Source organism: Arthrobacter sp. GW460-12-1-14-TSB2 (assembly GCF_059423525.1).
The window spans coordinates 18,622-44,273 of the sequence record NZ_JBWKYC010000007.1; the positions used below are offsets into that span (position 1 = coordinate 18,622).

Genomic DNA, 25,652 nt, shown 5'->3' on the forward strand with positions numbered 1-25,652 from the left:
GCATGGTCGATCGAAACGGCCCGCTGGCCGGCACGGCCATGACCAGGACGGCGATGACCGGGACGCTGGCCGGCACCGGCGTCCTGGTCCGGCTCGCGCTCAGGCGGGACCGCTGGCTGCTGCCGCTCTGGATTCTGGGCTTTGCGCTGATCGCTTACTCGACGGCGGCGGCCGGCGCCGAGCTGTACCCGGATGAGCCCAGCCGGGTGGCGGCCGCCACGGCACTGAACGCCACGGCGTCCATGGTGGCGCTCTTTGGGCGGATCTACGATCCGGCTTCGCTCGGCGCCCTTTCGCTCATCAAATACACCGCCTTCATGACCGCCATCCTCGCGGTGTTGATGGTCATCCTCACCATCCGTCACACCCGCGGAGACGAGGAAAGCGGGCGGCTGGAGCTCCTGGGCGGCGGACGGCTGGGCCGTGATGCGCCCCTGGTGTCCGCCCTTGCCATCAGCTTCTCCACGAGCATCCTGACCGGGCTGCTGTCGGCTGCAGCGCTTTCCCTCGGCGGGTTGCCGGGCCCCGGATCACTCGCCTTCGGGCTGGGCTGGGCTGCCACGGGGATGGCGTACAGCGCCGTGGCAGCACTGGCTGCCCAGCTGACGGCCAGCGCCCGGGCCGCGACGGGGCTCAGCATCGGCGTCATTGCCGTCACCTACGGCATGCGCGCGGTGGGCGACCTCGCCGAGCCGGGACCCTCGGTGTGGTCCTGGCTTTCGCCGATCGGATGGAACCAGCAGGTGCGGGCCTATGCCGGTGACCACTGGTGGGTGCTGTCGTTGCCCTTGGCGCTCTGCGCCGTCCTTGTTCCCGTGGCGTTCTTCCTGCGGGCGCGGCGCGACCTCGGCGCAGGCCTCCGCGATGAGCGGCCCGGCCCCGCGCGCGGAAACCTCTCCGGCGTGCTGGGCCTCGCCGTCCGGCTGCAGTACCGGGTCCTGCTGGCATGGTGTGTGGCGTTTGTCCTCTTCGGAGTGGTGATCGGCTCCCTCGTCGGCAACGTGGCCGACTTCCTGAGCTCGCCCGGTGCCCAGGACCTGATGCGTGCACTGGGAGGACCGCGCGCCCTGACCGACGCGTTCCTCGCCGCCGAGATCAGCATCATGGGAGTCATCGCGGCCGCCTACGGAATTTCCGCCGCCAACCATCTGCGGAGCGAGGAAACGGCCGGGCACACCGAAGCCCTGCTGGGCACTGCCACCACCCGGATCCGCTGGGCCAGCAGCCACTACGCGGTGGCACTGTCCGGCGTTGCGCTGCTGCAGCTCCTGACCGGCCTTTCGATCGGCATCGGTGCCGCGTCCGTCGTCAACGATGCAGAACTAGTGTCCCGGTCCACGGTGGCCGCCTTGGCCCAGATTCCGGCTGCCTGGGTGCTGACCAGCGCCGCACTGGCTGTGTTCGGTTGGATGCCGCGGCTGACCGGGGCCGTCTGGGTGCTCCTGCTCGGACTCATCGCCCTCGGTGAATTCGGGGTGCTCTGGAACGCTCCGGAATGGATGATGGATCTTTCGCCGTTCCGGCACACCCCGCTGCTTCCGGTGGACGCGGAAGGAATTCCGGCGCTGGCGGCCCTCACTATTGCCGCCGCGCTGCTCGGCGCGCTGGGCTACGCCGGCTGGCGCCGCCGGGACCTTGCAGCCTGAATCCGGGCGGCTGTTCAGCTGACGGGATGACTGCTTTCGCCGAGCTGGGCCAGCACCTCCGCTGGCCGGTTGGTGGTGATTTCGTGGATTCCCAGGTCCTGGCACAGCGCCACGTCCTCGTCCGAGTCCACGGTCCACACCCTGAACCTGCGGCCGGAATCCATCCAGCGCTTCACCGCGCGGGCGTGCTGGCGCACGTAGTCAATGCCCGGTCCCGCCAGCCGCACTTCGCAGTCGTTCAGGATCCGTTCGCCTTCCACCTGGGCGGCCCGCATGACGTTCGCCACGGCCCCGCCCGTGATGACTCCCAGCCCCAGTTCTTCACGGACTTCGTCCACGTTGATGTCGTCCACCAACTGGCAGATGAACTCGGCCGGAACAGTCTTGAGCAGGTGCTTGATGGCGTCCGGGCTGAAGCTCATGAAGGACACGGAAATGTTGTCCACCCGTGAAGTGCGGGGATCCCAGCCTTCCGATTCCAGCACCTCCAGCACCCTGTCCTCCAGCGCCAGCAGGTAGGGGCTGGGATGCTTGAGCTCAATGGCGAGCCCGATTTCCCGGCCGGCCGCCCGGAGGATGTCCAGCAGTTCCGGCAGCGTCAGCAGCTGGTCGAACTTTCCGCCGTATTCGAGGGGAGTCCGGGCGCCCTTCCACGAGGAAAAATCGAGCAGCCGCAGTTCATCGAGGGTCCGGTCAGCCACGGGGCCGGTGCCGTCCGAGGTGCGGTCCAGGTTCGCGTCGTGCAGCAGGACGACGTGCTGGTCCCGGCTGAGGTGGACATCGCATTCCACGCCGTCGGCGCCGTCCGCAATGGCCTGGAGATAAGCGGCCCGGGTGTGCTCGGCGAAGGCGGCGCTGGATCCCCGGTGGGCGTAGACCAGCGGCCGGGTGAGGGCGGACTCGTCGGTAGTCATGGTGACACGTTAGCGGACGCCCGCGGCGGATGCGGGACTAGGCTGGGCACATGCAGGTGAACAGTGAACAAACCACCCGTCCCGCTGCAACCCGACCCCCGGATGCCGGCGCACCCGGTGCCGGTTCCGGTGCCGCCGTCGAACGGGGCCTGGGCGGTGACGCCGAAAAGGCGGCCGCCCTGCGGAAGATGAAGCTGCTGGCCCTGAGCCTGCTGATTGTCATGGCGGTGATTTTCGTCTTTGCCTTCGCGCTCCAGAAGCAGTACCCGTGGCTCGAATACGTGCGCGCCGCCGCCGAGGGCGGCATGGTGGGCGCGCTTGCGGACTGGTTCGCGGTGACCGCCCTGTTCAAGTACCCCATGGGGATCAAGATCCCGCACACGGCCATCATTCCGCGCCGCAAGGACCAGATCGGCGCCTCGCTGGGTGAATTCGTTGAGACCAACTTCCTCTCCGAACAAGTGGTCCAGGAAAAGCTGGCTTCGGTGGACATCGCCCGGAAGGCCGGCGCGTGGCTGTCCGGTCCCGGCGGCGCCGAGCGCGTGGCAAAGGAGGGTGCCGCCGTCATTCGCGGCGCCTTCAAGGTCTTGAACGACGACGACGTCCAGGCCGTGATCGAGTCCATGGTCCGCAAGCACCTGCTCACTCCGCCGTGGGGGCCGCCGGTGGGCAGGCTCGCCGAGCGGATCTTCGCCGACGGGCACCACCACACCCTGGTGGACCTGCTGGTGGACCGGACCGTGGACTGGGTCAGGGACAACCACGAGACGGTCAGCAGGCTGGTTTCGGACCGGTCCCCGCAGTGGGTTCCGCAGTTCGTGGACGGCCTCGTGGGAGACAAGGTGTACGTGGAGATCCTGAAGTTCACCAAGGCCGTGCAGGCGGATCCGCAGCACCAGGTCCGGCAGTCCATCGACACCTACCTCACCTCGCTCGCGCAGGACCTGCAGCATGACCCGGTGATGATCGCCCGGGCTGAAGGCATCAAGGCGCAGGTGCTGGGCGACCCCGAGGTCCGAGAACTGGCATCCCGCACCTGGGGCACCATCAAGGCGGCGCTGCTCGGCGCCGTCGACGATCCCCACAGCGAACTGACCGTCAAGTTCAAGGCGGCCGTGCACGACTTCGGCACCCGGCTGGTCGTGGACCCCGAACTGGCGGGCAAGGTCAACGCGTGGATCGGGGACGCCGCGGGCTACCTCGTAAAGACGTACCGCTCCGACATCGCCGGCGTGATCACGGAAACCGTGGCGCGCTGGGATGCCGAGGAGACCTCACGGAAGATCGAGCTGCAGGTGGGCAAGGACCTGCAGTTCATCCGGCTCAACGGCACCGTGGTGGGCGCCCTGGCCGGCCTGGCCATCTTCACGCTGGCGCACCTGGCCTTCGGCTGACCGCGCCCTGACCGCCCAAGCGCGAACGGACACTTGAGCACCCTTCCGAAGGGCCGCAAGTGTCCGTTCGCGCTCCAGTGGAAGCGAAGCTAGGCAGCGACGACACTCGCTTTGGTCCGGCCCCTGATGCCGAAGATGGTGAACACGAGTGCCACGAGCGCGGTGACCACCAGCAGGAGCAGGCCGATCGAATAGCTATGCGTCGCGGCGTCGTACGTTGCCCCCATCACGAGCGGCGGAAAGTAGCCGCCGAGGCCGCCCGCCGCGCTGACCACTCCGCTGATGCTGCCCACTTTCCCGTGCGGCGCCAGCACGCTCACCCAGGCGAACACCCCGCCGGCGCCGAGGCCAAGGGCCGCCGCCATGGCGACGAACGTCAGGCCGGCCGGGACCTCACCGTCGGGCTGCAGGTTCACCACCCACGCGAGGACGGCGACGGCCGTCAGCGAGACGATCACCACCGGTTTGGGCCCGAGCGTGTCCGCGAGCACGCCTCCCACCGGCCGTGCCAGCACGGCCGCGAGGGCGAACCCTGCCGTGCGGGCACCGGCGCCGCTGGGATCGAAGCTGTACACGTCGCGGAGGTAGGTGGGCAGATAAGTGGCGAAGGAGACGAAGCCGCCGAAGACGACGGCGTAGAGGAAGCACATCTTCCAGGTGACCGGTGTTTTGGCGGCGTCCAGGAGTTTAGGAAGCATGGGGGCGTTGCTGCGGGTCCAGCCCGGGGATTCCTTCATCAGGAACCAGACCAGGGCCGCCATGACGGCAAGGACCCCTGCGATCAGCAGGTGCGTCGGGAAGTATCCGATGGCGGCCACGAGCCGGGGGTTCAGGAAGGCCGCCAGCGCCGTACCGCCCATGCCGGCGCCAAAGACGCCCGTGGCGAAGCCCCGCCGGGACGGTTCGTACCATCCGCTGACAAAGGGGATTCCGACGGCGAACACGGTTCCGGCGACACCGAGCAGCAGGCCCGCGCCCAGCACCAGCGCGAAGGAGCGCAAGGTTCCGCCGACGGCCACCAGCAGGATCGGCACGATGGCGGCAAGCAGCACGAAGGTGAACATCGCCCGGCCGCCGTACCGGTCCGTCAGGGTTCCGACGACGATCCGCCCCAGTGAGCCGACGAACACCGGCATGGCCACCAGGACTCCGGTGGTGGCCGGGTTCAGCTGCAGGTTCTGGGTGTAATAAGCGCCGAGGGTGGCCACGGAGTTCCACGCCCAGAAGCCTGCCACGGACGCCGCGGTTGCCAGCACCAGGTTCCGGGTCCGGCCCGTGGAGGCGGACGTTGTCGGAGGCACGGATCCGGCCATCAGCGGTTCCTCGTGTCCCGGTCGCGGGTACCGACGGCGGACCAGCCGCGTCGGGCTGCCGTACCAGTGGTCCCTGAGGTGGCTGCGCCCGTGGATTGACGGTCCCGGTCCCGCGAGCGGTAGACGATGTACGGGCGGAAGAGGTAGTGCAGCGGCGCTGTGAAGGCGTGGACCAGCCGGGTGAACGGCCAGATAACGAACAGGGCCATGCCCACCAGGGTGTGCAGGTGGAAGGAGAACGGCGCCCCAGCCATGGCCGCGATGTCCGGCTGGAAAATGAACAGCGAGCGGAACCAGGGCGCCACGGTCTCCCGGTAATTGTGCCCGTGCTCGCCCTCGAAAACGCTGGCAAGGGTGGTCCAGAGGCCGAACACAATGGCGGCGGTGAGGACCACGTACATGGTCTTGTCGTTCGTGGTGGTGGCCATGAACACCGGACCGGTGGTGCGGCGGCGGTAGATCAGCAAGAGGATCCCGCCGAGCGTACCCACCCCCGCAATCCCGCCCACGAACAAGGCGTTGAAATGGTAAAAGTCCTGGCTCATGCCCACCGCCTGGGTCCACGCCATCGGAATCACCAGGCCGAAGAAGTGCCCGGCAATCACCGCCAGCAGGCCGAAATGGAACAGCGGGGAAGCAATGCGGAGCAGTTTCGATTCGTACAACTGGGAGGACCTGGTGGTCCAGCCGAACTGGTCGTACTTATAGCGCCACACCAGCCCGCCCACCAGCACCACCACCATCACGTACGGCAGGACGCCCCAGAGCACAATATCCATCGTGGAGATTTCGACGACGGATCCGGGCTCGGCTTCGAATGCCGGCATGGTCAGGCCCCCTTCACGGGCAGGAGTCGCGGATCGTAGGGGTCAAGGCCCACGGCTTCGGTGGGCGGCCCGTAGCCGGCCATCCGCATCACGGCCTGCTCATCCGCGGGCGACTTCCCGGGCAGCGTGGCGCAGACGGCCTGCAGGATCCGGGCGTGCGGCAGCTCGTCCCGCAGCAGCCCGAACCGGAGCATCTCCAGGCTCGCCCGGAAACGGGTCAGCAGATCGCGTCCGGCCGCCAGGTCCACCACCGCGGCGTATTCGAGCACCATCGGCAGGTAGTCCGGCAGTTCGCCGTGGGTGTCCACCAGGATGTCGCTTTGCCGGTACGTCTTCTTGAAGTTGCCCAGCACTTCGCCGCGGCGCCGCGTGTCCCCGTCCGTCCAGTAGCTCAGGTGCAGTGCGTGGCGCTTGCCGAGGTCGAATTCGCGGACGTAGTGGGCCTGCACCTCCATGGGCGGCGTGGATTCCAGCAAGTCCAGCACCTCGGCGAAGTCGGGCAACGCGCCGGGAAACTCGCCCAGTGCTGAACGCATGAGCGGCACCCTCCCGATCAGTTCCTCGTCCGGGTAGGAAAGGCACCAGGCGGCCGCGAGGTAGACCACCTGCTGGCGCCTGCTCACGGCTGCTCCCCCGCCGGGGTGCCGGGCCCAGGGCTGGCTCCGGCCTCCGGGTGCTGCTTGTCCGGGAACAACGCCTTTTCCGGGAAGAGCCCGGAGGGAGCCCCGGTGCCGTCCCAGTTGAGCAGGTTCACCCGGCCGCGCAGGCTGGTTCCACCGGGCGGCTCGTCGGAGGTCTGCCGGTCGCGGAGGGCGTTGAAGGTTTCCACCGCCACGGGGACCGGCCGGCCGCTGGCCTCGCCGAAGTGGGCGGTATCCTGCATGCCCGGGCCGCCCTCGAAGTCCAGCGAGCAGCCCATCTCCTCCAGGTCATGGGCCTGTTCCACGTGGGCCTTGGGGATGACGTAGCGCTCGTCGTACTTAGCGATCGCCATCAGCCGGTACATCTCGTACATGGTCTGGCCGTCCATGCACACCGCTTCGGGGATGGAGTCGTCGGGGTCGTTGCCCAGGCTGATGCCGCGCATGTAGGAGCGCATGGCAGCGAGCTTCTTCAGCACCGCGGTGACGCGGTCCGCGTCCCCGGCGGTGAAGAGTTCCGCGAGGTATTCCACCGGGATGCGCAGCGCCTCAATGGCGCCGAAGAGGTTGCCGTGATCCTCGCCGTCGTGCCCCTGGTCCCGCAGCAGATCCACCACGGGCGAGAGCGGCGGGACGTACCAGACCATCGGCATGGTGCGGTATTCCGGATGCAGCGGCAGGGCCACCTTGTAGACCTTGGCGAGCGCGTACACCGGCGAGCGCCGGGCGGCGTCGATCCAGTCCTCGGGGATGTTCTGGGCCCGGGCTGCGGCCTGGACGGCGGGGTCGTTCGGGTCCAGCAGCACGTCCATCTGGGCATCGTAGAGTTCCTGCGGGTCGGTGACCGCGGCCGCCGCGGTGACGGCGTCGGCGTCGTACAGGAACAGCCCCAGGTACCGCAGCCTGCCCACGCATGTCTCGGAACAGACGGTGGGCAGACCCACCTCCACCCGCGGATAACAGAAGGTGCACTTCTCCGCCTTGCCCGTCTTGTGGTTGAAGTAGATCTTCTTGTACGGGCAGCCGGTGACGCACTGCCGCCAGCCGCGGCACTTGTCCTGGTCCACCAGCACAATCCCGTCCTCCACCCGCTTGTAGATCGCGCCGGAGGGGCAGGACGCCATGCAGGACGGGTTCAGGCAGTGCTCGCAGATCCGCGGCAGGTAGAACATGAACGTCTGCTCGTAGGCGAACTTGATCTTGTCCTCGGACTCGCGGCGGACCTTTTCGACGATGGGGTCCAGGTGGCCGTTCTCGGTGGAACCACCCAGGTCGTCGTCCCAGTTCGCGGACCAGGTGATCTTGGTGTCCTTGCCGGTGATCAGGGACTTGGGCCGGGCCACGGGGAAGTCGTCGCCCAGCGGCGCGTCCACGAGGGTCTTGTAGTCGTAGGTCCACGGTTCGTAGTAGTCCTTGAGCTCGGGCTGGACGGGGCTGGCGAAGATCCCCAGGAGCTTCTTCACCCGGCCGCCGGCCTTGAGCACCAGCTTGCCGCGCTTGTTCAGCACCCAGCCGCCGTGCCACCTTTCCTGGTCCTCGTAGCGGCGCGGATACCCCTGGCCGGGCCGGGTTTCCACGTTGTTGAACCAGACGTATTCGGTGCCCGCACGGTTGGTCCACGCCTGCTTGCAGGTCACAGAACAGGTGTGGCAGCCGATGCATTTGTCCAGGTTCATGACCATGCCCATTTGAGCCATGACACGCATCAGTACTGCACCTCCTGGGAACGACGGCGGACGGTGGCCACCATGTCGCGCTGGTTTCCGGTGGGGCCAAGGTAGTTGAACGCGTAGGCCAGCTGGGCGTAGCCGCCGATCAGGTGCGAAGGTTTGACCAGCAGCCGGGTTACGGAGTTGTGGATGCCGCCGCGCCTTCCCGTGGCCTCGGACTTCGGCACGTCGATGGTGCGTTCCTGCGCGTGGTGGACATAGACCACGCCGGCGGGCATCCGGTGGCTGACGATCGCCCGGGCCACGAGGACGCCGTTGATGTTGAGGCATTCCACCCAGTCGTTGTCCTTGACCTGAATGGCCTCAGCGTCGGCCGGACTCATCCAGACCGTGGGCCCGCCGCGGGACAGCGAGAGCATCAGCAGGTTGTCCTGGTATTCGGAGTGGATGGACCATTTGGAATGCGGGGTCAGGTACCGGACCACCACTTCCATGGCCCCGTCCCGGCCGAGTTTGGGTTCACCGAAGAGGCGGTGCATGTCCAGCGGCGGCCGGTAGATCGGCAGGGCCTCGCCGATGTCGATCATCCAGTCGTGGTCGAGGAAGAAGTGCATCCGCCCGGTCAGGGTGTGCCACGGCTTGAGCCGCTCCACGTTGATGGTGAAGGGGGCATAGCGCCGGCCGCCCGTTTCGGAGCCGGACCACTCCGGCGAGGTGATCACCGGGACCGGGCCGGCCTGGGTCTGGGCGAAGGTGATGAACTTTTCCTCGGAGCCCTCGGACAGGTCCGCCAGTTTCCGTCCGGTACGGACCTCGAGGTCCTTGAAGCCCTGGACGGACAGGGCGCCGTTGGTGGTGCCGGAGAAGGCGAGGATGGCCTCCGCCATTTTCGCGTCGGTGTCGATCGCCGGGCGGCCGTCCGCGGCGCCGCCGAGCATCACGCCGTTGGAGCGGCTGAGCCGGTCCAGCGGGCCGGCGAGTTTGTAGGTGACGTTCTTGACAGTGAAGCCCAGCTTGTCGGCGAGCGGCCCGACGGCGGCAAGCTTGTCCGCGATGGCCGTGTAGTCCCGCTCCACCACGGAAAAGACGGGCATGTTCTGCCCCGGCACGGCGGGGATGTCCGTCTCCCGCCAGTCCCGCACGATCCCGCCGGGCTGGGCCAGCTGGCCGGGGGTGTCGTGCTGCAGCGGCACGCTGACCAGGTCCCGGCGGACGCCCAGGTGGGTCTTCGCCTGCCGGGAGAACTCCTGAGCCAGCAGGTGGAAGGTGTCGAAGTCCGTCTTGGTTTCCCACGGCGGGTCAATCGCCGGGCTGAAAGCATGGACGAACGGGTGCATGTCAGTGGAGGACAGATCGTGCTTCTCGTACCAGGTGGCGGCCGGGAACACGACGTCGGACAGCAGCGTGGTGGAGGTCATCCGGAAATCAGCAGAGACCAGCAGGTCCAGTTTTCCTTCGGGCGCCTGCTCATGCCATTTCACGTCTTTGGGCTTGAGCCCTTCGGCGTGGTCCTTGCCCAGGACGTTGTTGTGGGTGCCCAGCAGGTTGCGCAGGAAGTACTCGTTGCCCTTGGCCGAGGAGCCGAACAGGTTGGAACGCCACAGCACCAGGGTCCGCGGCCAGTTCTCCGGGGCATCCACGTCCTCGATCGCCGGGTTCAGCGTGCGGTTCTTGAGCGCGTCCGCGATGTAAGTGGGGGTGTCCTTCGCCATGCCGGCGGCGACGGCGGCCTCCGCCTCGTCCGCGAGGTCCAGCGGGTTGCGGTCGAACTGCGGGTAGAACGGCATCCAGCCCAGACGGGCGGACTGGGCCAGCGCGTCCGCGGTGTGCATGCCGTCCAGGGCCCCGGTGGACAGCGGGGACTTCAGCGCATCCGCGGAGTAGCCGTCCTGCCGCCACTGGTCGGTGTGCATGTACCAGTAGCCGGTGCCGATCATGGTCCGCGGCGGACGTGACCAGTCCAGGGCGTTGGCCAGCGAAACCCAGCCGGTGGCCGGGCGGGTCTTTTCCTGCCCCACGTAATGCGCCCAGCCGCCGCCGTTGCGGCCCATGCAGCCGGTCAGCATCACCAGCGCCAGGACGGCGCGATAGGTGGTGTCGCCGTGGAACCACTGGCAGATCCCGGCGCCCATGATGATCATGGACCGGCCCTTGGACTGCTCGGCATTCCGGGCGAACTCCCTTGCCACCCGGATGCAGGCCTGCGCGGGGACGCTCGTGATCTCCTCCTGCCAGGCCGGAGTGTAGGGCGTGGACGCGTCGTCGTAGCCGGCGGCCCAGTCCCCCGGGAGCCCGTCCCGGCCCACGCCGTACTGGGCCAGCATCAGGTCGAACACGGTGGTGACCAGCTGGCCTTCCACCTCAAGGACGGGCACGCCGCGGCGCAGCACGCTCCCTTCCCCGCCGGCGTCCTCGAAGCACGGGAGCAGGATCTCGGCGCTTTCCCCGGACACCTCGCGGAGCGACAATGCGGGGTCGATCCCTTCGAGGTCGAGGTTCCATTTGCCCTCGCCGCTGCCCGAATAGCGGAACCCCATGGAGCCGTTGGGCACTGCGGTCCGCCCGGTTTTCTTGTCGAACATCACGGTGCGGAACGCAGCGTCCTCAGCCCCGGCTTCGGCCGGGAGGTCCCGGGCGGTGAGGAATTTCGACGGCGTCAGCGCGCCGTCGTCGTTCTTCACCAGCCGGACCAGGAACGGAAGGTCCGTGTACTGCCGGACGTAGTCGGAGAAGAAGGGGACGTCCCGGTCCACGAAGAATTCCTTGAGCATGACGTGCCCCATGGCCATGGCCAGCGCGGCGTCCGTTCCGGCCTGGGCGGGGAGCCATTCGTCCGCGAACTTGGTGTTGTCCGCGTAGTCCGGGCTGACGGTGACCACCTTCGTGCCGCGGTAGCGCACCTCGGCCATCCAGTGCGCGTCCGGGGTCCGGGTGACGGGGACGTTGGAGCCCCACATCATGAGGTAGCGCGCGTCCCACCAGTCGCCGGATTCCGGGACGTCGGTCTGGTCCCCGAACACCTGCGGGCTGGCCACGGGCAGGTCCGCGTACCAGTCGTAGAAGGACGTCATCACCCCGCCGATCAGCTGGATGAAGCGGGTTCCCACGGCGTGCGAAACCATGGACATCGCAGGGATCGGTGAGAATCCGGCGCAGCGGTCCGGCCCGTAGTTCTTGATCGTGTTCACGTGGGCGGCGGCCGCGATTTCGATCGCTTCCTGCCAGGAGACCCGGACCAGGCCGCCCTTGCCGCGGGCCTGCTGGTAGCGGCGGCGCCGCTCCGGGTCCCCCACGATGTCGGCAAAGGCCAGCACCGGGTCGCCGATCCGGGCCTTGGCCTCGCGGTACATCTCGACGAGGACGCCGCGGGCGTACGGGAAGCGGACGCGGGTGGGCGAGTAGGTGTACCAGGAGAAGGCCGCGCCGCGAGGGCAGCCCCTGGGTTCGTATTCCGGGCTGTCCGGGCCCACGGAGGGGTAGTCGGTCTGCTGTGATTCCCAGGTGATGATGCCGTCCTTGACGTACACCTTCCAGGAGCAGGAGCCGGTGCAGTTCACCCCGTGCGTGGAGCGGACCACCTTGTCGTGGCTCCAGCGGTCGCGGTAGAAGATGTCGCCCTTGCGGCCGCCCTCCCGGAACACCGCCCTGCCGTCGTCGGTCTGGTCCCATTTGGTGAAGAAACGGCCCAGCTTCAACATTGCATCTGATGCGGGTCCATCTAACCCCGCATGGGGTCCGGCAGCCATGCCCTCAAGCTAGGTTGCCGCGTGAACCCCCGGATAGGGCCGAACGGCACTGGCCCGCCCCCGACTAAGCCCGAACGGACACTTGAGCACCCGCCGCGCGCTTCAAGGGAGGGCCGCAAGTGCCCGTTCGCGCTCCGACGCCGCGCGCGTCAAGGGAGGGCCGCGAACTACGTACTAGGCGAAGGGTTCGAGCTCCACACCGGCGGCTTCCAGGGCCTTGCGGACGGCGGCTGCCGTCTCCACGGAGCCGGGGGTGTCGCCGTGGAGGCACAGCGAATGCGGCTGCAGCCTGACCACCGTGCCGTCCACCGCCTCCACCTCGCCGTGAATGGCCAGGCGGACGGCGCGTTCGGCGATCTCCCCGGTGTCGACCAGGAGCGCGCCGTCGGCTGAGCGCGGCACCAGCGACCCGTCCGGCAGGTAGGCGCGGTCCGCGAAGGCTTCATGGAACACGGGGTGGCCTGCCTCGGCGGCAAAGGACAGGAGTGCCGACCCCTGCAGGCCAAGGACGGGCAGTCCGGGATCGTAGGCCTGGATGGCCGCGATCACGGCGGAGGCCTGTTCGGCGTCGTGCACCGTACGGTCGTACAGCGCGCCGTGGACCTTGACGTAGTCCACGGATGCCCCGACGGCGTGCGCCACGCCGTCGAGCGCGCCGAGCTGGTACAGCACGGCCCCGAAGAGGTCGTCAAAGGTCATGTCAATGGACCGGAGGCCAAAACCGGGCAGGTCCGGGTACCCGACGTGCGCGCCCACCCTGACATCCAGTTCAAAGGCCGCACGGCAGGTGTCCAGCATGGTGACGGGATCCCCGGCGTGCAGGCCGCAGGCCACGCTGGCGCTGGTGATGAGCGGGAACATGGCGGCATCGTCCCCCATGGTCCAGGTGCCGAAGGACTCCCCCAGGTCAGCGTTCAGATCCAATGAATCCGCCTTTCAGTGTTGAGTCTCCGCCGGGGGTGCCGGAGCCGGGCGTATTGGTGCCGGCGTCAATAGCGGCGGGGGCGCCGGCGCTGCCGGTGGTGCCCCTGCCGGCAGCCCCGGGTGTCAGTTCGCCGGGGATCGTGTCCGGCATGGGGCCGAAAGCCTCCTTGGCGCTTGCGACGACGGCGCGTCCCATAACGCGGTTGCCTACGCCGCCCACCACGGCACCGACGCCGAACGGCAGTGCCCGGCCCAGGAGCGCCGTCCCCTGCCGCTGCAGCAGGTTGCGGAGGAACGCGCGCTGGATCCGGTCCCGCACCGAGCCAAAGCCGGGGAAGGAGGTCTTGCGTGCGAACGCGGAACCCCAGGCGTCCGTGGGGCCTTTGCCCCGGCCGGCGGCCTGGCCGCTCAGGCTTCCGAGGAGGGCGGTCCCTTCCTCGCCCAGCATGATGGCCATGACCAGGGTGCCGGCCTTCTCCGGGTCCACCATGCGGATGCCGTGCAGCTCGGCCAGGGACGTCGCGTACAGCGCGGTGGCTTCGAGGAAGCCGACCGTGGCTGCGGCGGAGAGGCCCAAGGCAGCAACGGTGCCAACGCCGGGGATGACGGCGGAGCCGCCGACAAGCGCGCCGCCGCCGGTCACGGCCAGCAGGTAGTCGCGTTCCAGCTTGTCCGCGAGCTGCGCCGCCGTGGCGCGCGGGTGCCTGCGCTGGAGCCGCCGGAGGTTGGCAAGGACCAGCGGGCGCTGGACCTCGACGGCCCGCAGCAGCATGCCGTGCAATCCGGGCTTGGGCTTGCCTTGGGAGTCGAACACCGCCTTGTGCGCGGTTTTTTGTGCAATTCTCATTGCCGGGTTCTTCCGCATGGCCATCGTCACCTTTCCTGGAACGGGAACAAGCCGCCCGCTATTGGTCGCAACCGCGGTTCGGAACCGTGATTGCTGCCGGGCAAGGACAGCTTGTGGCTGTCGCTCACCCTTAACACTAAGCCACCTTGCTACATGACCCATGACTCGGCCACCGCAATGTACGCGGACGACGACGGCCCCCGAGGCCCGGGATACACCGTGGGCGCACCGGGCCATTCCACCCCGAACTCCGACAGCCGCCCCGTGCTGCACGGAAGGTAGACATTCGCCAGGGCGGCGCTGGTTCCGCCGAGCTGGAAATCGGGCGACGAGAACTGGCGGCGGTCCAGGACGCCGCTGATCTCGAGCTCCGCCTTGCGCCCCACGGCCCGGAATCCGCGGTCCACGTCCAGTTCGACGTCGAACTCGTCCTGGGTGTGGGTGATTTCCGAGAGCGGAAACCGGGCTGCCTCCGGAAAATAGCGGGTCAGTTCGTTGGCCAGGGTTTCGGCGAAGTAGCCGTTGGGGCCGTAGCTGCGCCAGCCCTGGCGGGTGGCCACCAGGAGGGCATTGCCGCTGCCCCATCTGGACCATTCGGCCATCCAAAAGGAGGCGAAGCAGCTGGCGGGTTCACCGGGGATATGGACGCCGTCGGGGTTAACGGGATGCAGCGCCAGGCCCGGGTTGCTGCCGATGAATGCCATGCTGCGGCGTGACACGCCTGCCGGACTGTTCCCCATACGGAGAGCCTAGCCCGGCAGGGGTCAGCGGCAGCTGCGGCGCGGCCGGATGGGCAGGCCTAGACTAGCCTTATGCCCACCCCCAGAGCCCTCCGGCCGTTTGTGCACCGGGAGTACCGGGTACTGATCGCGGCGCTGGCCGTCTCCATTTTCGGCTCCGGAATGTGGGCTGTGGGCATGGTCTACCAGGTGATCCGCTTGGGCGGCGGTCCGCTTGAGCTGTCCCTTGTTGCCGCTGCAGGCAGCGTGGGACTGGTGGCGTTCGTCCTGGCGGGCGGGATCGCCGCGGACCGCGTGCCGCAGCGGCTTTTGATTATCGCCGTGGAAGGCACCAACCTCGCTGTGATTGCCGCCATCAGCGGGCTTGCCCTGGCCGGGTGGCTGCAATTGTGGCACCTGGCCGTAGGCGCGTTCGTGCTCGGCGTGGGAGCGGCGTTCTTCTTCCCTGCCTATTCGGCCATCCTGCCCAGGATCCTGCCGCCGGAGGACCTGCTGGCGGCCAACGGCATGGAGGGAACCCTGCGGCCCATCCTGCAGCAGGCGGCCGGTCCCGCCGTGGCCGGCATCCTGGTGGCCGCATTGTCCCCCTCGCACGCAGTCACGGGCGTGGCGGCATGCCACCTCCTCGCTTTCATCATCCTCAACTTCCTCGGCCAGCACGCGCTTGATGCGCCGGCCACGGGCACCGCCGGGACGGACAGCGCCGCCGGCGGGGCCGCCGTCGAACGTACCGCCGGGGCCGCCGTCGACCGTAACAAAACGTCCTTTTTCCACGACCTCCGCGAGGGCGTCAGCTACACGGTCCGGACACCCTGGCTGTTGTGGACGCTGCTCTGGGCCTGCATCTCGGTGCTGTTCCTGATCGGCCCCATCGAGGTGCTGCTGCCGTTCGTTGTCCGCGACCAGCTGGGCGGCGACTCGCGCATGTTCGGTTTCCTGCTGGCCGTGATGGGCGTAGGCGGTGCGGCCGCATCGCTGGCCACGGCGTCCTTCGCGCTGCCGCGCCGCTACCTCACGGTGATGATGGTTTCGTGGGGCGCCGGCAGCCTTCCACTCGCGGCGGTCGGGATCATGGACAGCTTCTGGATGGTCGCTGCGGCGCTGTTCATCTTCGGCGCCACAGGCGGCATCGGCATGGTCATCTGGGGGACGCTCCTGCAGCGCCGGGTTCCTGCCCATCTACTGGGCCGCGTTTCCAGCCTGGACTTCTTCGTATCCCTGGCCCTGATGCCCGTCTCCATGGCGCTGGCCGGACCCGCTGCGGCCGTGCTGCCCACGTGGGTGATCTTCCTGGTGGCTGGCGGCGTCTGCCCAGTCATGGCCGTGGTGGCAATGGTGGTGGCCAGGATGCCGGCCGACGAGCTGGCCCACCCGCTGGACCGCAGCGCCGGGGACCGGGAGCACGCGGACAGCCCGTAGGCTGCTATGTCCCGCGGCTGCTACGCCTTGGCGGCTACGGGCAACGGCGGCACCGCCAGCGGAGCCGCCGTCAACGCCTTCCGCAGGGCCAGGAAGAGCAGCACCAGGCCGGCGGTGAGCAGCATGTGCCCGGTGCCGGCGATCCCGGCCAGGGCTTTTGAACCGGCGTCCAAACCCGCCACGACCAGTGTTCCCTTGACCAGCATCATCCCGCCGGTCACCACCACCCCGGCGTTCCAGATCCAGAAGAACCAGGCCAGCAGCTTCGGCGCCGCGGCGGAGATGGCGAAGACCTTCTCGAACGCGAGCACCAGCAGCAAAACGATGAAGCCCAGCACCAGCCAGTGCGTGTGCACCAGGCCCAGCTGGGAGTCGCCGGTGAAGCCGGTGATCTTGGTAAGTTCCCGATAGTAGAGGCCGGAGAGGACTCCGGCGATGGCATAGGCAAATGAGGCATGGAAGAGTTTTTTCACTCCCCCAGTCTTCCGCCGAAGCACGACGGCGGGATCAACCGTTCGGTTGATCCCGCGCGCCTGTTGGGACTACTGCGCCCTTAGCTGCGGGCGCGCACGATCGGGATGGACGCCGTCGGAAGCCCGCTCGGGAATATGGTGGGCTCAGGCGCGCCGACAGGGGCCAGCGGTACCCGGGCAACGTCGTGGCCCACTGTGAGCAGCTCGCCGCGGACGTTGACGTCCAGGGGTTCGCCTTCGCGGATGCTGAGGCCGATGGATCCCTGGCCCAGCTCCACGAAGAGCAGGCGGCCCCGCACCTTGAGGTGGAAGGTCAGGCCCTCCCACTCGACGGGCAGCCTCGGATCGAAGAAGGGAACCTCGCCCTGGTCGCGGAGCCCCGCGAAGCCGCTGACAAGGGAACTCCACACACCGCCCGTCGAGGCAATGTGGACGCCGTCGATCGTGTTGCCGTGGGTGTCATCCAGGTCGATGTACAGCGCGTGCGTGAAATGGTCCAGCGCGGCTTGGCTGTAGCCCACCTCGGCGGCCATGATGCCCTGGACGCAGGCGGACAGGGTGGAGTCGCCGGTGGTGATCGGATCGTAGAAGTCGAACGCGCGCCGCTTTTCCTCCGGTGTGAAGTCCTGCCACTGCAGGAACATCGCCAGCACGGTATCCGCCTGCTTGAGGACCTGGTGGCGGTAGATCACCAGCGGGTGGAAGTTCAGCAACAGGGGGTACTTGGACCGGGGCGTGCTCCAGTCCCACGGCTCCAGCGTCATGAAGTCGTTGTCCTGCGAGTACACCTCGAGGTCTTCGTCGTAGGGCAGCTGCATCCGGATGGCAGCCTGCTCCCAGAGTTCGCGTTCGGCGTCGTCGATCTCCGGGTGGTCCAGGGCCGCCGCGGTGCGCAGGTTGAACCTGGCCATGACGTTTGTGTAGAGGTTGTCATTAACCACGGCTGTGTACTCGTCCGGGCCGGTAACGCCGTGGATGTGGAACAGGCCGTCCTTGCCGAAGAAGCCCAGGGAAACCCACATCCGGGCGGTCTCGATCAGCAGCTCCGAACCCATCCCGTGCTTGAAGTCCGCATCGCCGCTGGCCCAGATGTACCTGTTGGTGGCAAAGGCGATCGCGGCTGCGATGTGGAACTGCGCGGTGCCGGCGGCGTAGTAGGCGCTTGCTTCGAGCCCGTTGATGGTGCGCCACGGGAACAGGGCTCCGTCCACACTCAGTTCCTTGGCCCGGACCTTGGCGTCCGGCAGCATCTCGTGCCGGAACTCCAGGACCTGGCGGGCGTTGTCAGGGCTGGTGTACGTCAGGTACGGCAGCAGGTACACCTCCTGGTCCCAGAAGTAGTGGCCCTCGTAGCCGGAGCCGCTGACGCCCTTGGCCGGGATGCCGGCCACGTCCGCGCGGGCTGTGGCCTGGGCCAGCTGGAAGAGGTTCCAGCGGATGGCCTGCTGCAGTTCGGGCTGGCCGCCCACCACAATGTCCGTGGTGGCCCAGTATTCCCGGAAGTGCGCCTCGCTTTCGGCGAAGATCGCGCTGACGGGCTGAAGAGCGTTCTCTGCCGCTTCCGAAGGGTCCTGCGCAGACCCGCCGTCCACGGCTCCCTCGCGGAAGGCCCGCGCCACGGCGTAGCTGGCGCTCTTCTCGAGCCGGAAGGGCTGGTCCGCACCGACAGCGAGGACGTACCGGACGCTGCTGTCGTCCTGGTCCACCAGGGTCTCGAACGGCTGCACCTCGGCAGAGGTCCAGTGGTCCACGGCCAGGCCCACACGCTGCCTGGACTCGGCGGCTTCCCAGGACAGGCGGAGCGAGCCGTCCCCGCCGTCGAGCCTTACCGGCAGCAGGACGCGTCCGGCGTGCCGACCGGCGCGGCGCGGATCGTGGGTGGAGTGGTCCTCCACGGGCTGGTCCTGGCGGTTGACCACGGCGGACGTCACGTCCGCGTAAACGTCCCGGTCCGCGGCCACTTCGAGGCTGATGCCCAGGGTGCCGCGGGACTGGTAACCGACCGCCCGGCGCTCCGTGGTGGTCACGGTGGCCCCTGAGCGGCACTGCCAGGTGATCCGGCATTCGTAGATCCCCGTGGCGAAGTCAACGGACCGGCGGTAGTCCAGCACTGTCGATTCGCTCAGGGTCAGCGTTTCACCGTCGATGATCACGGTGAAGTTGTTGACGTCCGGGATGTAAAGGATCCGCTGGCCGGTGCGGGCGAAGCCGAAGGCATTCTCTGCGTGCTTGATGTCCCAGGTTTCGTGGAAGCCGTTGATGAAGCTGCCGGGCAGGTCTGCGTCCGCGGAAGCCCAGTGGGCGCCGCGGATGCCGAGATGGCCGTTGCCCAGGCTGAAGAGCGTTTCCAGGGTTCCGGCGTTTCCGGGAAGGTGGACGGTTTCCACGAGCTGCCAGGGGTCGTTGGGGAAACGAGCACGGTCAGAGGTGATGAGTGCCATGGCTGTTGGGGTTCCTTTTGGCGTTGTGCAGGTGAGGGGCGTTTGGTCGGGCTAGAGGAGTTCGTTCAGGTCCCCGACCACCAGGGTGGCGCCGGCGTCCAGCAGCGTCTGCCGGCCGGCTCCGCGGTCCACTCCGATCACCGAGTGGAAGGTGCCGGCGTTACCGGCCTGGACGCCGGACACGGCGTCCTCAACCACGACGCATTCCTCGCTGGGGAGGTCCAGGAGCTGCGCCGCATATTCGTAGGTGGCCGGGCTGGGCTTTCCGGGCAGGCCCGCGGCAGCAGCGACGACGCCGTCCACCACCACGGGGAAGTGGTGCGCCAGTCCCGCAGCCTGCAGCACCGCAGGTGCGTTCCGGGAGGAAGAGACGACGGCGACCTTGAGTCCCAGCGCCTGCGCTGCTTCCAGGAAGCGCACCGAGCCTTCGTACGGGGCCACGCCGCCGGCCTCGACGATGTCGTTGAAAACCTTGTTCTTGCGGTTGCCGAGGCCATGGACCGTGTTGTTGGCGGGGTCGTCGTCCGAGGGGCCCTCGGGCAGCACGATGCTGCGCGAGGCGAGGAAGTCCCGGACACCGTCGAACCGGGGCTTGCCGTCGATATGGTCGAAGTAGTCGCTTTCGCGGTAGCTGTCCGCCTCCGGAACGTCCTGCAGGAAGCCGTCGAAAAGCTCCTGCCAGGCACGCTCGTGGACGATCGCCGTGGGCGTGAGCACGCCGTCGAGGTCGAAGAGGATGGCGGAAGCGCCGGTCCAGCCGTGGACGGTGGTGCTGTTTGAAAGCTCAGTCATGCGGTACTCGGTGTCCTTTCAGACGGCGTGCAGGGGGACGTGCATGGATGCTGCGGGTTTTGGGGCGGTGGGAGCCGTGGCGAGCAGAAGGGCGGCGGTGCCTTGCTCGGTGTTTGCGCGACGCAGCGTTTGTGCTCAGCGTTTGTGCTCAGCGTTTCCGTCGCGTGGTCTTGCGCTCAATCAGTTTGGTATCCAGCACGTGGCTGGCGGGGGCATTCAACTGCCCCGGACGTTGGAGTCCTTCGATCAGCAGGTTGGCTGCGAAGGCGCCCTGGTCGGCTACCGGCTGCGCTATGGTGCTCAGTCCCAGGAACCAACTCATCTGATGATCGTCTATACCTATGATGGACACGTTTTTCGGTGCTGACAAACCGAGCTCGCGCAGGGCCATGAGCGCGCCGAAGGCAGTTTCGTCGCAACCGGCGAAAATCGCGGAGGGCATTCTGCGGTTTTCGATGAGCTCGGTCATGGCCCGGCGGCCGCCCTCGATGCTCGACCCGGCGTCCATCACCAGGTCCGGGTCCACGGTCAGGTGGTGCTCGGCCAGCGCCCGGCGGAATCCGTTGAGGCGGTCCGTGGCCGTGACCACCGAGCGCTCCCCCGATTCGCGGCCGGAGAGAATGGCAAGGTCCCAGTGTCCGAGGCCCAGGAGGTGGTTGGTTGCCTTCCAGGCCGCGTCCTCGTTGTCGATTCCCACATTGTCCCAGGGGACGTTGTGCATGCCCACGCTGGCTACGGCCAGCCCGGAGGAGGCCAGGGCATCGATTTCGTCGCTGCTGAGGGCAATGTTCAGCAGCAGGACGCCGTCCACGCGCTGCGACAGGGCATCCAGGTCGCCGAAGACCTTCCGGTGCACGCTGGGGGTGTTGCGCAGGCTGATCAGCATCGTGTCGAAGCCGCTGTCAGCGAAGACTTCCTCGGCTGCCTCCACGGCCTGGGCGAAAAACCACGCCGTGGCTGTGGGCGCGATGATGGCCACGGACCCCGTGGTCCCGCCCGCAAGGCGCGCCGCCGCCGAGGATGCCTTGTAGCCGAGCTTAGTGGCGGCGTCCGCAACCTTCAGGTGTGCCGTTTCGGAGACATTGGGCAGCCCGCGCAGGGCGCGGGAAACGGTACAGATGGACAGCCCCGACAATGCGGCAACGTCCTGGATGGTCACGCGCGGTGCTCTAGCCATGCAACACGGGCTCAGCCCTTTCTTCTTCGGAAGTCGTGGGCCCGATACATGGCCGAAGAAGAGTGTAAGCGCTTACAAATTTAGCGCGCAACTGGTTTTACCCGCGAGTGCGGATTATTTCGGGTTTCCGGGGAAACGACCCGCGCGCCTTGTCCTTCAGCGCAGGACGTAGTGGCGCAGGAAGGCGCTCACGTCCACCATCTCCGCCTTGGAAATCGTGTGGCCCATGCCCGGATAGGTCCGGGCCGTCAGCTGCGTATTCCGGTTCAGCCATTCCTCGGTGTGCTCCACGGCGTCGTCGTTGATCACCAGGTCCGCCTTGTCCCGTCCCCAAAAGAAGGGCGGCTTGGCGTCGAAGGATTCGCTCATGGCCAGCAGTTCGTTGTCCAGGACGAACCCGGACAACCCCACTACTGCCCGGAAATCGTGGGGCCGCAGCCGCAGCAGGGTGCTGGCCATAGCCATGCCCTGCGAGAAGCCCAGCAGGCTCACGCTGCTGTGCTTGCCCTTGACGGAGTTGATCCAGTCGAACACCTTGTTGCTGACGGAAATGACGTCGGCGAAGTCATGGGTCAGGAAATAGTCCAGCAGGAACCAGCCGTAGTCGTCGCCGATCACCTTGGGCGCGCGCAGGGCCGCACAGGTGAAACCGGGCGGCAGCTGGCCGAACAGGTCCGACATGCGCACTTCGTCGGTGCCGTAGCCGTGCATCATCACCAGCAGCGGCGTTCCGGCGCGCTGGCCCTCCGGCCTGGACCATACGACTGTCTCCATCGCAACAGCCTAACTTTCCGCCGGCGGTCCCGGCGGCAGGCCTCAGCCTGCGGTGATCACCAGCGAGGCGCTGTGGCCGCCGAATCCGAAGGCGTTGGCAATGCCGGCCCCCGCAGCCAGCCCCGGGGTTGTCTCCGAAACGACGTTCAGGTGGATGTCCGGGTCCCTGCTGTCGAGGTTGAGGGTGCCCGGGATGGCGCCCGTGCGCAGCGCCTGGATGGTGACGATGGCGCCAAGCGCCCCGGCCCCGCCCAGCAGGTGCCCGGTAAGGCTTTTCGTGGACGTGACAGGAACGGAATGTCCGACGACGGCGCCGATGGCTTCCGCTTCGAGCCGGTCCCCCACTGGAGTGGACGTGGCGTGGGCGTGCACGAAGCCGATGTCCGCCCCGGTGAGTCCGGCCGCGGCAATGGCCTTCTGCAGGACGCGGCGCTGCATGGCGGGGTCGGCCGCCACGATGTCCACGGCGTCGGAGGTGACGGCGCTGCCGGCGATGACGCCGAGCACCTCGGCCCCGCGGGAACGGGCGTGGTCCTCGCGCTCCAGCACCACGATCCCGGCGCCCTCGGCCATGACGAAGCCATCGCGGTCCCGGTCGAAGGGCCTGGAGGCGGCCTGCGGGCTGTCGTTGCGGGTGGAGAGGGCTCGGATCTGCGAGAACCCGCTGATGGTCAGGCCGTTGATGCAGGAGTCCACTCCGCCGGCGATCACCACGTCGGCGGCGCCGCTGCGGATCATGTCGGCCGCCTGCGAGATCGCTTCGGCCCCGGAGGCGCAGGCGCTGACGGGAGTCCGCGCCCCGCCGCGGGCTCCGACGTCAATGGAGACCCACGCCGAGGGGCCGTTCACCATGATCCGGGTAAGCGTGTGCGGTGAGACCCTGCGCGGCCCCTTCTCGTCCAGCGTCCGGGTCTGCTCAAGGGTGGTGTCCAGGCCGCCGTAGCCGGAGCCGATCACCACGGCCAGCCGTTCCGGGTCAACCTCCGGCCGGCCGGCGTGCGCCCAGGCCTCGCGCGCGGCGATAAGCGCCAGGTGGCCGCAGCGGTCCATCCTTTTGTATTCCAAGGTGGACAGCAGTGACGGGACGTCTGCGGTGACGCGTCCTGCAATGCGTACGGGAAGCCCGTCTGACCAGCCGTCGTCAAGGGCCACAATCCCGGAACGTCCGGCCAGGAGCGCGTCCCATGTTTCGCCGGCGGTTGAGCCGACGGGAGTCACTGCTCCCAGACCGGTGACTACTACCGCGGGGACTTGTTCAGACATGGGTAACACTGCTCCTGGGATCCGTGGACGCTGCGCGCTGTTTGTCGCGGACGCCTCCCCCCGCTGGCCGGGCAAATTTGCCTGGCCGGACGAATGTGCCCGGCCGGGAGAATGCGTGCGCAATCCACAGTACGCGGGGCACGCCTCCGGCTGCTGGTGTTACTTCGCCGCCGCCGGCAACATCCCGGTAAATAACGACTGTGACACAGCTCCGGCGCGCGCCTTCCGGTTCATTGAAACGGCCGGGAAGGGGCTGTAGCCTGTCGCTAGACAGCATGCTGATCAAGTTTTGCGCACGTCTTTTTGCCCGCACGTCCCCCGGACAGCTAGGAGCAAGTCATGAGAATCGGTTCCTCTATTTTCCTTATCGCCATCGGCGCCATCTTGGCGTGGGCCATCACCCCCGGCCTCATCCCCTATGTGGACCAGACGCTGATCGGGTACATCCTGATGGCCGTCGGCGTCATCGGCCTGATCGCCTCACTGGTGCTGGCTTCGCCGGGACGCACCAGGCGGGTAAGCGAAACCCGGTCGGTGGTGGACCCAAACACGGGCGAGCGGATTGTCCGCAATGAGAGCCGGGACGGCAGCCTCTAGCCATGATCCTCCGGCCGCCGCTGTCCACGGACACAGGCGAACCGCAATGCGAGTACCCCGGAAGCCGGGCCAGACCAACACGGTCGGGCCCGGCTTTCGCCGTCTTTGGAAGGACCGCCGTCCAACACCGCGATCTGCGTTCGTGTTGTTTTCATTGACAAACCAACAAGAACAAAGATAAAGTCAAGCAATTCAACATCGTGTGATGGCAGTCACTGAAGCCGTTCACTGAAGTACCAGCAGTATTTACGCAATGGAGGGTAAGTGTTCGCCGAAGAGCGCCAACAGCTGATCGCGGGTCTAGTCGCCGAAAGCGGCCGGGCCAGCGTCACTGCGCTTGCCGAGCGCTTCAACATCACCACCGAAACCGTCCGGCGGGACCTGGCTGCGCTGGAAGCCGCCGGCACAGTACGCAGGGTCCATGGCGGCGCCGTCGCCCCAGACCGGATCAGCACCACCGAGGAAAGCATCCTGGAACGGACCGTGCAGCGGCAGCCGGAAAAGCTGCGCATTGCCGAGGCCGCTTTGGCTTTCATCCCGCAAAATCCGGCGGGCAGCATCCTGGTGGACGCCGGCTCAACCACTGAAGCGCTGGCGGACCTGATCGCCCTGCGCCTTGCCGACCCTTCCGCCGCCCCTGACACCGGCTCGGAGAACGAACTCGTCGTCATCACCCACGCGATCCCGATCGCCGCCAAGCTCGCCGGCGAGCCGGGCATCGCCCTCCACCTGCTGGGTGGCAGGGTCCGCGGCCTCACGCAGGCTGCCGTGGGCCAGTCCACCGTGGACGCGGCACACCGAATCCGTCCGGACATCGCCTTCATCGGCGCCAACGGAATCCACTCGGCCTTCGGGCTGAGCACCCCCGATCCTGAAGAAGCCGCCGTCAAAGCGGCCTTCGTCCAATCGGCACGCCGCATTGTGGTGCTGGCCGATTCGTCCAAGCTGGATGCCGAAACGCTGGTCCAGTTCGCCTCGTTGAAAGATCTGGACACCTTGATTACAGACAGTGAACCCAGCCCGGAACTGGCGGCGGCGCTTGCTGACGCCGGCGTGGACGTGGTGATCGCATGATTGTCACCCTCACCGCGAACCCGAGCCTCGACCGCACCGTGGCCCTGCCCTCGCCGCTGCTGCGCGGGGAAGTGCAGCGGGCCGTCTCCGTCCGCCAGGAGTCCGGCGGGAAAGGCGTCAACGTATCCCGTGCCCTGGTGGCCTCCGGACTGGAAACAGTGGCCGTCCTCCCCGGCGGCGACTCCGATCCGGTGCTGGCAGGACTTCGTGACGGCGGCGTCCCCTTCGCCGCCCTCGCCATCCACGAACCGCTGCGCACCAACGTGGCGCTGACGGAGCCGGACGGCGTCACCACCAAAATCAACGAACCCGGCCCGGTACTGAGCGAAGACCAGCAGGAAGCCCTGATCGGGCTTCTGCTGGAGCGTTCCCGCGGCGCCAGCTGGGTTGTCCTCGCCGGCTCGCTCCCACCCGGAGTCCCGGCCGACTTCTACGCCACCGTTACCCGGCGGCTTCGGTCCACCAACGACGGTGCTGCCCCGCGCATCGCCGTCGACTCGTCCGGCGCGCCCCTCGCCGCCGCCCTCTCGGGCGACGCGTCAGGCATGCCGGACCTCCTCAAACCCAACGCCGAAGAACTGGCTGAACTGGCTGCCGCAGCCGGTTTCGCCACGGCGTCCACCGCTGACGAACTGGAAGCGGATCCGGAGGCTGCCGCGGCAGCCGCCGCCGCCGTCGTGCGTTCCGGTGTAGGTGCCGTGCTGGCAACGCTCGGTTCCAAGGGTGCGGTACTAGTGACGGCCGACGGCGCGTGGCTGGCCACGCATCCGCCGGTCAAGGCGGTCAGCACTGTCGGCGCGGGAGATTCTTCCCTTGCCGGCTACCTGCTCGCCTCCAGCCAGGGCGCCGCCCCGGCCGACTGCCTCCGTCAGGCCGTGGCACATGGTGCCGCTGCCGCCTCCCTGCCGGGCTCCACAGTCCCGGCGGTCCACCAAACCACCCCTGATGCCGTAACCATCACGGCCCTCCGGAAGGACTGA

The 25,652-nt window shown here is 67.7% G+C and carries 21 protein-coding genes; 6 read left to right on the plus strand and 15 right to left on the minus strand.

Features of this window, described 5'->3' with window-relative positions; genetic code table 11:
* The first annotated feature begins 2 nt into the window (after positions 1–2).
* A complete protein-coding gene (locus AC07YR_RS10665; RefSeq protein WP_494733921.1) occupies positions 3–1,646 on the plus strand; it encodes an ABC transporter permease in 1,644 nt (547 codons plus the stop codon).
* Between the two features lie 14 nt (positions 1,647–1,660).
* Here AC07YR_RS10665 and AC07YR_RS10670 read toward each other — a convergent pair whose 3' ends face one another.
* Positions 1,661–2,560: a glycerophosphodiester phosphodiesterase gene (locus tag AC07YR_RS10670; RefSeq protein ID WP_494733922.1), complete on the minus strand. Its 900-nt coding sequence runs from the start codon at positions 2,558–2,560 to the stop codon at positions 1,661–1,663.
* Positions 2,561–2,610: 50 nt separating this feature from the next.
* Between AC07YR_RS10670 and AC07YR_RS10675 the strand changes: the two genes are divergently transcribed.
* Positions 2,611–3,954, plus strand: a complete 1,344-nt coding sequence (locus AC07YR_RS10675) for a DUF445 domain-containing protein (RefSeq protein WP_436056446.1) — start codon at positions 2,611–2,613, stop codon at positions 3,952–3,954.
* A gap of 89 nt (positions 3,955–4,043) precedes the next feature.
* Here the strand turns inward: AC07YR_RS10675 and AC07YR_RS10680 are convergent, their stop codons facing one another.
* The 8 genes from AC07YR_RS10680 to AC07YR_RS10715 form a co-directional block, all read right to left on the minus strand.
* Positions 4,044–5,267 (minus strand): MFS transporter, encoded by a 1,224-nt coding sequence (locus AC07YR_RS10680; RefSeq protein ID WP_494733923.1) that lies wholly within the window; start codon positions 5,265–5,267, stop codon positions 4,044–4,046.
* Positions 5,267–6,094, minus strand: a complete 828-nt coding sequence (gene narI, locus AC07YR_RS10685) for a respiratory nitrate reductase subunit gamma (RefSeq protein WP_494733924.1) — start codon at positions 6,092–6,094, stop codon at positions 5,267–5,269. The genes AC07YR_RS10680 and narI overlap by 1 nt, the downstream gene beginning before the upstream one ends.
* A 2-nt stretch (positions 6,095–6,096) precedes the next feature.
* Positions 6,097–6,717, minus strand: coding sequence for a nitrate reductase molybdenum cofactor assembly chaperone (gene narJ, locus AC07YR_RS10690; RefSeq protein WP_494733925.1), 621 nt, complete (start codon positions 6,715–6,717; stop codon positions 6,097–6,099).
* Positions 6,714–8,441, minus strand: a complete 1,728-nt coding sequence (gene narH, locus AC07YR_RS10695) for a nitrate reductase subunit beta (protein WP_494733926.1) — start codon at positions 8,439–8,441, stop codon at positions 6,714–6,716. The genes narJ and narH overlap by 4 nt, the downstream gene beginning before the upstream one ends.
* Positions 8,441–12,151 (minus strand): nitrate reductase subunit alpha, encoded by a 3,711-nt coding sequence (locus AC07YR_RS10700; RefSeq protein WP_494733927.1) that lies wholly within the window; start codon positions 12,149–12,151, stop codon positions 8,441–8,443. Before AC07YR_RS10700 ends, narH begins: the two co-directional genes overlap by 1 nt.
* 174 nt (positions 12,152–12,325) lie before the next feature.
* Positions 12,326–13,075 (minus strand): LamB/YcsF family protein, encoded by a 750-nt coding sequence (locus tag AC07YR_RS10705; RefSeq protein WP_436056440.1) that lies wholly within the window; start codon positions 13,073–13,075, stop codon positions 12,326–12,328.
* Positions 13,059–13,946 carry a hypothetical protein gene (locus tag AC07YR_RS10710; protein WP_494733928.1) on the minus strand — a complete coding sequence of 296 codons (888 nt, stop codon included), beginning with the start codon at positions 13,944–13,946 and terminating at the stop codon, positions 13,059–13,061. Before AC07YR_RS10710 ends, AC07YR_RS10705 begins: the two co-directional genes overlap by 17 nt.
* 125 nt (positions 13,947–14,071) lie before the next feature.
* Positions 14,072–14,662: a hypothetical protein gene (locus AC07YR_RS10715; protein WP_494733929.1), complete on the minus strand. Its 591-nt coding sequence runs from the start codon at positions 14,660–14,662 to the stop codon at positions 14,072–14,074.
* Between the two features lie 72 nt (positions 14,663–14,734).
* Here AC07YR_RS10715 and AC07YR_RS10720 point away from each other — a divergent pair, with 72 nt between their 5' ends.
* The gene (locus AC07YR_RS10720; RefSeq protein ID WP_494733930.1) at positions 14,735–16,081 is read left to right on the plus strand and encodes an MFS transporter; all 1,347 of its coding nucleotides are present in this window, start codon (positions 14,735–14,737) and stop codon (positions 16,079–16,081) included.
* A gap of 20 nt (positions 16,082–16,101) precedes the next feature.
* On the opposite strand, the gene AC07YR_RS10725 is transcribed toward AC07YR_RS10720, so the two are convergent.
* From AC07YR_RS10725 to AC07YR_RS10750, 6 genes are all read right to left on the minus strand, one after another.
* Entirely contained in the window at positions 16,102–16,554 is a 453-nt protein-coding gene (locus AC07YR_RS10725) for a DUF2871 domain-containing protein (protein WP_494733931.1), read from the minus strand.
* Between the two features lie 80 nt (positions 16,555–16,634).
* The gene (locus AC07YR_RS10730; RefSeq protein WP_436056435.1) at positions 16,635–18,995 is read right to left on the minus strand and encodes a glycoside hydrolase family 65 protein; all 2,361 of its coding nucleotides are present in this window, start codon (positions 18,993–18,995) and stop codon (positions 16,635–16,637) included.
* A gap of 51 nt (positions 18,996–19,046) precedes the next feature.
* Positions 19,047–19,787 carry an HAD family hydrolase gene (locus tag AC07YR_RS10735; protein WP_494733932.1) on the minus strand — a complete coding sequence of 247 codons (741 nt, stop codon included), beginning with the start codon at positions 19,785–19,787 and terminating at the stop codon, positions 19,047–19,049.
* Positions 19,788–19,935: 148 nt separating this feature from the next.
* The gene (locus tag AC07YR_RS10740; protein WP_436056433.1) at positions 19,936–20,946 is read right to left on the minus strand and encodes a LacI family DNA-binding transcriptional regulator; all 1,011 of its coding nucleotides are present in this window, start codon (positions 20,944–20,946) and stop codon (positions 19,936–19,938) included.
* Between the two features lie 174 nt (positions 20,947–21,120).
* Positions 21,121–21,738, minus strand: coding sequence for an alpha/beta hydrolase (locus tag AC07YR_RS10745; protein WP_494733933.1), 618 nt, complete (start codon positions 21,736–21,738; stop codon positions 21,121–21,123).
* A 42-nt stretch (positions 21,739–21,780) separates the two neighbouring features.
* Positions 21,781–23,001, minus strand: coding sequence for a beta-ketoacyl-[acyl-carrier-protein] synthase family protein (locus tag AC07YR_RS10750; RefSeq protein ID WP_494733934.1), 1,221 nt, complete (start codon positions 22,999–23,001; stop codon positions 21,781–21,783).
* Positions 23,002–23,340: 339 nt separating this feature from the next.
* Between AC07YR_RS10750 and AC07YR_RS10755 the strand changes: the two genes are divergently transcribed.
* From AC07YR_RS10755 to AC07YR_RS10765, 3 genes are all read left to right on the plus strand, one after another.
* Positions 23,341–23,598: a DUF6458 family protein gene (locus AC07YR_RS10755; RefSeq protein WP_028270630.1), complete on the plus strand. Its 258-nt coding sequence runs from the start codon at positions 23,341–23,343 to the stop codon at positions 23,596–23,598.
* A 264-nt stretch (positions 23,599–23,862) separates the two neighbouring features.
* Complete coding sequence (locus AC07YR_RS10760) at positions 23,863–24,672, plus strand: DeoR/GlpR family DNA-binding transcription regulator (RefSeq protein ID WP_055801549.1); 810 nt, start codon at positions 23,863–23,865, stop codon at positions 24,670–24,672.
* Positions 24,669–25,652, plus strand: coding sequence for a 1-phosphofructokinase family hexose kinase (locus tag AC07YR_RS10765; protein WP_436056430.1), 984 nt, complete (start codon positions 24,669–24,671; stop codon positions 25,650–25,652). Before AC07YR_RS10760 ends, AC07YR_RS10765 begins: the two co-directional genes overlap by 4 nt.

Excerpts from the sequence above, each read along its gene's own strand:
- AC07YR_RS10665 (WP_494733921.1), top strand. The coding sequence starts at position 3 with ATGGTCGATCGAAACGGCCCGCTGGCCGGCACGGCCATGACCAGGACG.
- AC07YR_RS10670 (WP_494733922.1), bottom strand. The coding sequence starts at position 2,560 with ATGACTACCGACGAGTCCGCCCTCACCCGGCCGCTGGTCTACGCCCAC.
- AC07YR_RS10675 (WP_436056446.1), top strand. The coding sequence starts at position 2,611 with ATGCAGGTGAACAGTGAACAAACCACCCGTCCCGCTGCAACCCGACCC.
- AC07YR_RS10680 (WP_494733923.1), bottom strand. The coding sequence starts at position 5,267 with ATGGCCGGATCCGTGCCTCCGACAACGTCCGCCTCCACGGGCCGGACC.
- narI (WP_494733924.1), bottom strand. The coding sequence starts at position 6,094 with ATGCCGGCATTCGAAGCCGAGCCCGGATCCGTCGTCGAAATCTCCACG.
- narH (WP_494733926.1), bottom strand. The coding sequence starts at position 8,441 with ATGCGTGTCATGGCTCAAATGGGCATGGTCATGAACCTGGACAAATGC.
- AC07YR_RS10700 (WP_494733927.1), bottom strand. The coding sequence starts at position 12,151 with ATGGCTGCCGGACCCCATGCGGGGTTAGATGGACCCGCATCAGATGCA.
- AC07YR_RS10710 (WP_494733928.1), bottom strand. The coding sequence starts at position 13,946 with ATGGCCATGCGGAAGAACCCGGCAATGAGAATTGCACAAAAAACCGCG.
- AC07YR_RS10715 (WP_494733929.1), bottom strand. The coding sequence starts at position 14,662 with ATGGGGAACAGTCCGGCAGGCGTGTCACGCCGCAGCATGGCATTCATC.
- AC07YR_RS10720 (WP_494733930.1), top strand. The coding sequence starts at position 14,735 with ATGCCCACCCCCAGAGCCCTCCGGCCGTTTGTGCACCGGGAGTACCGG.
- AC07YR_RS10730 (WP_436056435.1), bottom strand. The coding sequence starts at position 18,995 with ATGGCACTCATCACCTCTGACCGTGCTCGTTTCCCCAACGACCCCTGG.
- AC07YR_RS10735 (WP_494733932.1), bottom strand. The coding sequence starts at position 19,787 with ATGACTGAGCTTTCAAACAGCACCACCGTCCACGGCTGGACCGGCGCT.
- AC07YR_RS10745 (WP_494733933.1), bottom strand. The coding sequence starts at position 21,738 with ATGGAGACAGTCGTATGGTCCAGGCCGGAGGGCCAGCGCGCCGGAACG.
- AC07YR_RS10750 (WP_494733934.1), bottom strand. The coding sequence starts at position 23,001 with ATGTCTGAACAAGTCCCCGCGGTAGTAGTCACCGGTCTGGGAGCAGTG.
- AC07YR_RS10755 (WP_028270630.1), top strand. The coding sequence starts at position 23,341 with ATGAGAATCGGTTCCTCTATTTTCCTTATCGCCATCGGCGCCATCTTG.
- AC07YR_RS10765 (WP_436056430.1), top strand. The coding sequence starts at position 24,669 with ATGATTGTCACCCTCACCGCGAACCCGAGCCTCGACCGCACCGTGGCC.